The following is a 7371-nucleotide window of genomic DNA, read 5'->3' as shown; positions in this document are numbered from 1 at the left end:
ACGAGAAAGTACAGCTACTTGACGAACGAACACTCGAAACAAAAGCGATTTGTGAAGCGATTCGTCACGGTCAAGAGGTGCTTGCCGCAAAATACGATGCACTCGCACTCGATGTCCACAACATGCAAGGAAACATCACCCGCTTAACCAACATACTAGAAGAGAAAGTACTCCCTGCCCTCACCGACCACGAATCGAGCATCCAAGTATTAAACAATCGTGTATTTAAAGTGGAAAGCACCTTGCAAAAGCTTGTTCATCTGTAAGAAAAGCGGCATTGTCCGATGGCAATGCCGCTTTTTCATTATCGTTTATTTATCTCTTCAAGCAATAGTTTATTCACAAGCGGTGGGTTTGCTTGTCCTTTTGTTGCTTTCATAATTTGACCGACTAAGAAGCCAATTGCACGGTCTTTTCCGTTTTTAAAGTCTTCAATCGATTGTGGATTCGCATCGAGCACTTCCAATACGATTTTGCGTAGCGTTGCTTCGTCAGAAATTTGCACAAGACCTTGTTGTTTGACGATTTGCTCTGGATCGCCACCTTTTTCCACGAGTTCTTTAAAGATTTTCTTCGCAATTTTTGACGAAATCGTGCCGTTTTGAATGAGTTTAATCATGCTTGCTAAGCTTTCTGGCGTTAAAGCAATGTCATGCAATTCTTTTTGTTCTGCGTTTAAATATGCAGATACTTCAACCATCAGCCAGTTCGATGCAAGCTTCGGATCCGCTCCATTCGCAACCGTTGCTTCGAAAAAGTCTGCCATTTCTTTTGTCAACGTTAATACTTTCGCATCGTACTCTGGCAAACCAAGTTCCTCAATGTACCGTTTTTTCCGTGCGTCAGGAAGCTCTGGAATCGACGCACGCACGCGTTCTTTCCATTCATCGTCAATATAAAGCATGACTAAATCTGGTTCTGGGAAGTAGCGATAGTCTTCTGAACCTTCTTTCGTGCGCATTAAAACCGTTGTTTTCGTCGCTTCATCGAAACGGCGCGTTTCTTGCTGGATGACGCCGCCAGACAACAAAATTTTCTCTTGGCGCTTCGCTTCGTACTCAAGTCCTTGGCGAACGAAGTTAAACGAGTTTAAGTTTTTCAATTCCGTTTTTGTGCCAAACTTGTCTGAGCCGATTGGACGGAGGGAAATGTTCGCGTCACAACGAAGCGAACCTTCTTCCATTTTACAGTCGGATACGCCTGTATATTGAATAATTGACTTTAATTTTTCTAAATACGCATACGCTTCCTCTGGCGAGCGAATGTCCGGTTCCGATACGATTTCAATAAGCGGTGTGCCTTGGCGGTTAAAGTCAACTAACGAATAACCGTCCCCTGTGTGTGTTAGTTTCCCTGCATCTTCTTCTAAATGAATGCGCGTAATGCCGATTTTTTTCTTTTTGCCGTTCACTTCAATTTCGATCCAGCCGTTTTGCCCAATCGGTTGATCGTATTGTGAAATTTGGTACGCTTTCGGGTTGTCTGGGTAAAAGTAGTTTTTCCGATCAAATTTCGTTTCTGTCGCGATTTCGCAGTTTAATGCCATTGCTGCTTTCATCGCATATTCGACCGCTTGTTTGTTTAACACCGGAAGAACGCCTGGATACCCTAAGTCAATGACGCTCGTTTGTGTATTTGGGGGCGCTCCGAATGCGTTTGGGCTGCTTGAGAAAATTTTCGATTTCGTTTTCAGCTCGACGTGCACTTCAAGTCCGATGACAATTTCAAAATTCATCACTATTTCCCCCCTTACAACGTTGGTTTTTGTTTATGATAATCTGTTGCTTGTTCGAACGCATGTGCCACACGATAAATTGTGCTTTCATCAAAATGTTTGCCGATAATTTGCAGACCGACTGGCAAGCCGTTGACAAATCCGCACGGAATCGAAATGCCCGGAACGCCGGCAAGATTGACTGGAATCGTTAAAATATCGTTTGCGTACATCGTTAACGGGTCGCTCGTTTTTTCGCCAATTTTAAACGCTGGCGTTGGTGTTGTCGGCCCGATAATGACGTCATATTTTTCAAAGACGTTTTCAAAGTCTTGTTTAATGAGCGTCCGCACTTTTTGAGCTTTTTTGTAATATGCATCATAATAGCCGGAGCTTAACGCGAACGTTCCGAGCATAATGCGGCGTTTCACTTCGTTGCCGAACCCTTCACTGCGCGTTTGCTTGTACATTTCGATTAAGTTTTTCGCATTGTCTGTCCGATAGCCGTAACGAACACCGTCAAAGCGCGCGAGATTTGCCGATGCTTCAGAAGACGCTAATAAATAGTACGTCGCAAGCGCATATTTTGAATGAGGAAGCGATACTTCTTCCCACGTCGCACCTAAGCCTTCTAATACTTTTAGGGCATCGAGCACCGACTGGCGCACTTCTTCTGATACCCCTTCGCCTAAATATTCTTTCGGAACGGCAATTTTTAGCCCTTGGATGTCCCCTGTTAAGGCAGAAACGTAGTCAGGTACATCGACATTGGCAGAAGTAGAGTCCATCGGGTCTACACCAGAAATGACTTGTAGTAAATACGCGTTATCTTCCACGTTGCGCGTAATTGGACCAATTTGGTCAAGCGAAGAGGCAAACGCGACAAGTCCATAGCGCGATACGCGGCCATATGTTGGTTTTAAACCGACGACGCCACAAAACGCGGCTGGTTGACGAATCGAACCACCTGTATCTGATCCGAGCGCAAATGGCACTTCTCCTGCCGCTACCGCTGCAGCTGACCCCCCGCTTGAGCCACCCGGTACACGTTCTAAATCCCATGGATTGCGCGTAAGTTGAAACCCAGAGTTTTCTGTTGACGATCCCATCGCAAACTCGTCCATATTTAATTTACCGATCGTTACTGCATCAGCTTGATGTAAACGCTCAACGACTGTTGCATCATAAATCGGATCGAAGTTGTATAAAATTTTGCTCGCACACGTTGTGCGAAGTCCTTTTGTCACAATATTATCTTTAATGCCAATTGGCATCCCGAAAAGTAAGCCAAATTCCTTTTCTGTTGCAAGTTTCTCATCTAGCTCTTTTGCTTTCGCACGCGCTTGTTCTTCGTTTAACGTTAAAAACGCTTGTACTTTTTCGTCTACTTCATGAATACGTTTAAACGATTCATCTACTAAATCCGAAACGGAAATTTCTTTTTTATGTAATAAACTGTGCAATTCAGATACACGATAATCGAACAATGACATATTCTTCCCTCCTTACTCTAAAATGGCTGGCACACGGAATTGGCCGTCTTGATGGTCTGGTGCATTTTTCAATACGTCTTCTAGCGGAAGTCCAGCCGTCGGTACATCTTCACGCATCACATTTTTCATATTTAACACGTGCGACGTTGGCGGAACGTTTTCTGTATCTAGCTCGTTTAACTGCTCCGCAAACGTAATAATCGCATCTAATTGCTTCGCAAATATCGCTGCTTCTTCTTCTGTAATTGCTAAACGTGCTAAATGCGCCACATGCTTGACTTGCTCGATTGAAATTCGTGACATATGTTTCACCTCCGATATTATCGACCTTTCACAATACTATGATGATACCAAACTTTCGCGCAGTGAAGCAACATTTGCCATTCATTTTGCTCACGTAAAAAATCTCTCATTGACGAAAAAAAAGTGTCAGTGTAGAATGAAAAAAATTTTCAAAAAAACAACTCGTATAATTTCGGAAATATGGTCCGAAAGTTTCTACCAAACGACCGTAAATCGTTTGACTACGGGGATTGCTCCTCGTATCGAGTTGGAGAGGAGGAACATCAATGAAACAACTTACTGTAGCTTCAAAAAAACAATTCGCCGATGTTGTCGTCAAAAATGGAAAAATTGTCAACGTCTTTACACACGAAATCGTGCAAGCGGATATTGCGATTGCCGATGGGAAAATTGTCGGTATCGGTGCATATGATGGGCACACCGTCATTGACGCCAAAGGGAAATACGTTTGCCCTGGGCTAATTGACGGACACGTCCACATTGAATCATCAATGGTTACACCGAGCGAATTTGCTCGCGTCGTCGTTCCACACGGCGTCACAACCGTCATTACCGATCCACACGAAATTGCGAACGTCGCGGGAACAAAAGGCATTGAATTTATGCTAAACGATTCGAACGACATTCCACTTGATGTATATGTAATGCTACCGTCGTGCGTACCCGCAACCGATTTTGAACACGCTGGTGCGACGCTTCATGCCGAACAGTTAGCACCGTTTTTTTCCCATCCGCGCGTACTTGGGCTTGCGGAAGTAATGGACTATCCGTCGCTTTTGCAAGGAAAACAACATATGCTCGCTAAACTGACCGCTGCGATGGAAGCAAATAAACTGATCGATGGCCATTTAGCTGGTCTTGATGAAACAGCCGTTAACGTGTACCGAAGCGCCAATGTTCATACCGATCACGAGTGTGTCACAGTAGACGAAGCGCTCGCTCGCGTGCGACGTGGCATGTACGTTTTAATTCGTGAAGGATCCGTCGCAAAAGATTTGCACAAACTACTTCCAGCAGTTAATACGTATAACGCGCGCCGCTTTTTATTTTGTACAGACGATAAACATATTGACGAACTTGTCACTGAAGGGAGCATCGATCATCATATTCGCCTAGCGATTCAAGCTGGTATGGAGCCGATAACAGCCATTCAAATGGCGACATTAAACGCCGCAGAATGTTATCGCCTATATACGAAAGGCGCGATCGCTCCTGGGTATGATGCCGACTTTTTGCTTGTGGATGATTTACAGTCGTTTTCGATTACGCATGTCTTTAAAAAAGGGACGCTCGTTGCTGAAAACGGACGCGCTACCTTTTCCGTAGCAAAAACAACTTCGATTGACAAAACAATTATACAGTCCGTCCATGCAAAAAAAATAACAAAAGAAGATATACAAATTCCATTTACGCGTGGAAATCGTGCAAATGTCATTCAAATTATTCCAAATCATTTGCATACAAAACATCTCATCACAGAAGTGCATGTTGAAAACGGCGCCTTTCAGCCGTCGCTCGAGCAAGATTTACTAAAACTTGTTGTTGTCGAACGCCACCGTGGTCTTGGAGCCGGTGTTGGTATCGTCAACGGATTCCAATTAAAAAAAGGGGCAATCGCCTCATCCATTGCACATGATTCACATCACATCATCGCTACCGGAACGAATGATGACGACATCATTACTGCCATTGAACATATACAAAGTATAAACGGCGGGCTTGTCGTCGTCGAAAACGGACGCGTGTTGGCAGACTTGCCACTTGAAATCGGCGGGTTGATGACAGCAAAAAGTTACGAGCAGATATTAGAACGGTTACAAACAATTCACAACGCCTTAACAGCGATTGGGGCAGCAACCGACTTTAACCCATTCATTACACTCGCCTTTTTAGCGCTACCGGTCATTCCACAACTCAAATTAACCGACCAAGGCTTATTTGACGTTTCATCGTTTCAATTTATTGATGTGGAGGTATAGAGGGATTTTTTATCCCTCTTTTTGTCGAATGATGTTATAATATGGTTGTATATAAAAGGAGGTGAGAACATGAGTGCACAAGTGTTGGAAAAAATTTTAGCCATCGTCACAGACATCCAAAAAGAATTACAAGACATTCGCGAAGAGCAACAAGCATTAAAAAATGGACAAAAAGAGCTTTACGATCTTATGAACGCTCTTCTCCATCGTCAGGAGGAAACTGACGCAAAGCTTGAAGCTTTAACGATGGACGTCCATCATATGCGCGGTGAGATGACAGCAATGAAGCAAGAAATCCACGCACTAAACGAAAAAATTGACTCCCACTATGAACAATTCAACGAGCGTCTTAACAATCTCCAACTTGACGTCGATTTCACCGTCCACAAAACAACGATGACTGAGCGAGAACTTTTCAAAATGAGAAATCGGTTGTTTTCATAGAGAGGGGAATGATCTTTCCCTCTTTACTTATGGAGTTTGATTTATACGCTTCTTTTTTGTTACCCTTCTCTCAGTCAAAAGTGGCAATAAAACACTTGCAAAAATGTCTAAAATAATCCGCTGAAAAACGCTTTTGACATCGCCTTTGTTACATTTCTCCATACACGCCTATCTTAAAATATCAAGTACAACTTGGGGTCAAGAAGCTGTTTCCTTCATCTAATGCAATCGGGAACACAGTCTTCTCCCTGCATAATATCCCACTGCCCCCATATAAATTGGGACTACAAAAACAAAAGAAGGATAAAAAGGAAGCGAGGTAATTGTCGCCATCCCCAAAACAATTCCCCAATCCCATTTAAATCCCCATTTTTTATCAGAAAAAGAAACAAACGCTTCTGTCACTGCACATATAAGCAGAACAGTCAGTACCACAAATGGAAAAATAGCAACAAAGAAAGAAAAAGTGCTAAGTAATGAAATGGAAAGTGCAAACATGACAAATGCCAGCAAAACCTCTACTAAAAATTTTTTCACTTATACTACCCCCTTTTAATATAAAATTACTTACTCACTGCGATTTTCTTATTGGGGAAAGATGAGAGTAAAGAACTTACATTTATACCTGTAACATCTGAATGAAATTTATACATTTTTCTACTCATTCCAATTCACGAACTCGTTTTTTCATCTCTACTAATAACTGATCAAATAAATGAACATAGCGCTGGCGAACATGTTCATAAATTTCCATCGCTATTTGTTCATCGTATGTATGTGATGTCCTATTTCGATCTTCTAACATTTGAATCCACGCTTCTCCATCTTGAATAAGTCCTTCTTTAAATGCTTGTTTAATCGTTTTTCGCGGACTTGTCACTTCATTGTTTCCGTTATATTCTAAGTAGCTTTTCATCCATTTCCATGCTAGTTCGTACGTAAATTCAAATCGTTGAATTGTCGCGTCAAGAACTAGGTCGTCTTTTTCCACATCACGCGTAATGCTTTGATGTAGTTTATTTAATGCTTTTTCAAAGTCAAATAGTTTATCAATGATTTTATTCATCGTCACAACTGCCTCCCCTCGTTCATTCGTTAAAAAAATTGTCTTTCCTTCGAGATCAATATACGATTTGAGTTTTTCATTGCTGATCTTTTCATAATCAATAGCATCCACCGTATAAATGATATTTGCTTCTGCTAAATCGTCTTGAATGCGGTAGAGCTGCTCGTTATGGCTTCTAAACTTAATCGCAATATCGATGTCCGACGTTTCTTTATAATCGCCTCTTGCCCTTGATCCGAACAAAATCACTTTTTCAATGATGTTAGCGTAATTTTGAAACACACAAATAAGGGTATAAAATGTTTGCTTTTTTAATCCGTACATGTTTGTACTCAATCGCCCATCACCACCCACTTCTATATCATATGAAAG

Annotated in this window: 7 protein-coding genes, 1 pseudogene and 1 riboswitch; of the genes and pseudogenes, 3 read left to right on the top strand and 5 right to left on the bottom strand. The window is 42.1% G+C overall.

The window, feature by feature from the left end; translation table 11 throughout:
* Positions 1–266, top strand: a pseudogene (locus HNR63_RS11680) (hypothetical protein); the annotation flags it as partial.
* 38 nt (positions 267–304) lie between these two features.
* Here HNR63_RS11680 and gatB read toward each other — a convergent pair.
* The 3 genes from gatB to gatC are packed head-to-tail and all read right to left on the bottom strand — an operon-like array spanning position 305 to position 3510.
* Entirely contained in the window at positions 305–1735 is a 1431-nt protein-coding gene (gene gatB, locus HNR63_RS11675; protein WP_085788663.1) for an Asp-tRNA(Asn)/Glu-tRNA(Gln) amidotransferase subunit GatB, read from the bottom strand.
* Positions 1736–1749: 14 nt separating this feature from the next.
* Positions 1750–3207, bottom strand: a complete 1458-nt coding sequence (gatA, locus tag HNR63_RS11670; RefSeq protein WP_181520815.1) for an Asp-tRNA(Asn)/Glu-tRNA(Gln) amidotransferase subunit GatA — start codon at positions 3205–3207, stop codon at positions 1750–1752.
* A gap of 12 nt (positions 3208–3219) precedes the next feature.
* On the bottom strand, positions 3220–3510 hold the full coding sequence (gatC, locus tag HNR63_RS11665) for an Asp-tRNA(Asn)/Glu-tRNA(Gln) amidotransferase subunit GatC (RefSeq protein WP_085788664.1): 291 nt from the start codon (positions 3508–3510) through the stop codon (positions 3220–3222).
* 142 nt (positions 3511–3652) lie between these two features.
* A riboswitch (purine riboswitch) is annotated at positions 3653–3754 on the top strand.
* A 22-nt stretch (positions 3755–3776) separates the two neighbouring features.
* Between gatC and ade the strand changes: the two genes are divergently transcribed.
* Positions 3777–5489 carry an adenine deaminase gene (gene ade, locus HNR63_RS11660; RefSeq protein ID WP_181520814.1) on the top strand — a complete coding sequence of 571 codons (1713 nt, stop codon included), beginning with the start codon at positions 3777–3779 and terminating at the stop codon, positions 5487–5489.
* A 69-nt stretch (positions 5490–5558) separates the two neighbouring features.
* A complete protein-coding gene (locus tag HNR63_RS11655; RefSeq protein WP_181520813.1) occupies positions 5559–5933 on the top strand; it encodes a coiled-coil domain-containing protein in 375 nt (124 codons plus the stop codon).
* A gap of 219 nt (positions 5934–6152) precedes the next feature.
* On the opposite strand, the gene HNR63_RS11650 is transcribed toward HNR63_RS11655, so the two are convergent.
* The gene (locus HNR63_RS11650; RefSeq protein WP_181520812.1) at positions 6153–6470 is read right to left on the bottom strand and encodes a hypothetical protein; all 318 of its coding nucleotides are present in this window, start codon (positions 6468–6470) and stop codon (positions 6153–6155) included.
* Between the two features lie 124 nt (positions 6471–6594).
* A complete protein-coding gene (locus HNR63_RS11645; protein WP_181520892.1) occupies positions 6595–7323 on the bottom strand; it encodes an HI0074 family nucleotidyltransferase substrate-binding subunit in 729 nt (242 codons plus the stop codon).
* Between the last annotated feature and the right edge of the window lie 48 nt (positions 7324–7371).

This window comes from Anoxybacillus ayderensis (assembly GCF_013761015.1).
Lineage (GTDB): Bacteria > Bacillota > Bacilli > Bacillales > Anoxybacillaceae > Anoxybacillus > Anoxybacillus ayderensis.
The sequence above is the reverse complement of the archived record's forward strand: the minus strand, read 5'-3'. Positions and strand labels throughout refer to the sequence as shown.

Excerpts from the sequence above, each read along its gene's own strand:
- gatB (WP_085788663.1), bottom strand. The coding sequence starts at position 1,735 with ATGAATTTTGAAATTGTCATCGGACTTGAAGTGCACGTCGAGCTGAAA.
- gatA (WP_181520815.1), bottom strand. The coding sequence starts at position 3,207 with ATGTCATTGTTCGATTATCGTGTATCTGAATTGCACAGTTTATTACAT.
- gatC (WP_085788664.1), bottom strand. The coding sequence starts at position 3,510 with ATGTCACGAATTTCAATCGAGCAAGTCAAGCATGTGGCGCATTTAGCA.
- ade (WP_181520814.1), top strand. The coding sequence starts at position 3,777 with ATGAAACAACTTACTGTAGCTTCAAAAAAACAATTCGCCGATGTTGTC.
- HNR63_RS11655 (WP_181520813.1), top strand. The coding sequence starts at position 5,559 with ATGAGTGCACAAGTGTTGGAAAAAATTTTAGCCATCGTCACAGACATC.
- HNR63_RS11645 (WP_181520892.1), bottom strand. The coding sequence starts at position 7,323 with ATGTACGGATTAAAAAAGCAAACATTTTATACCCTTATTTGTGTGTTT.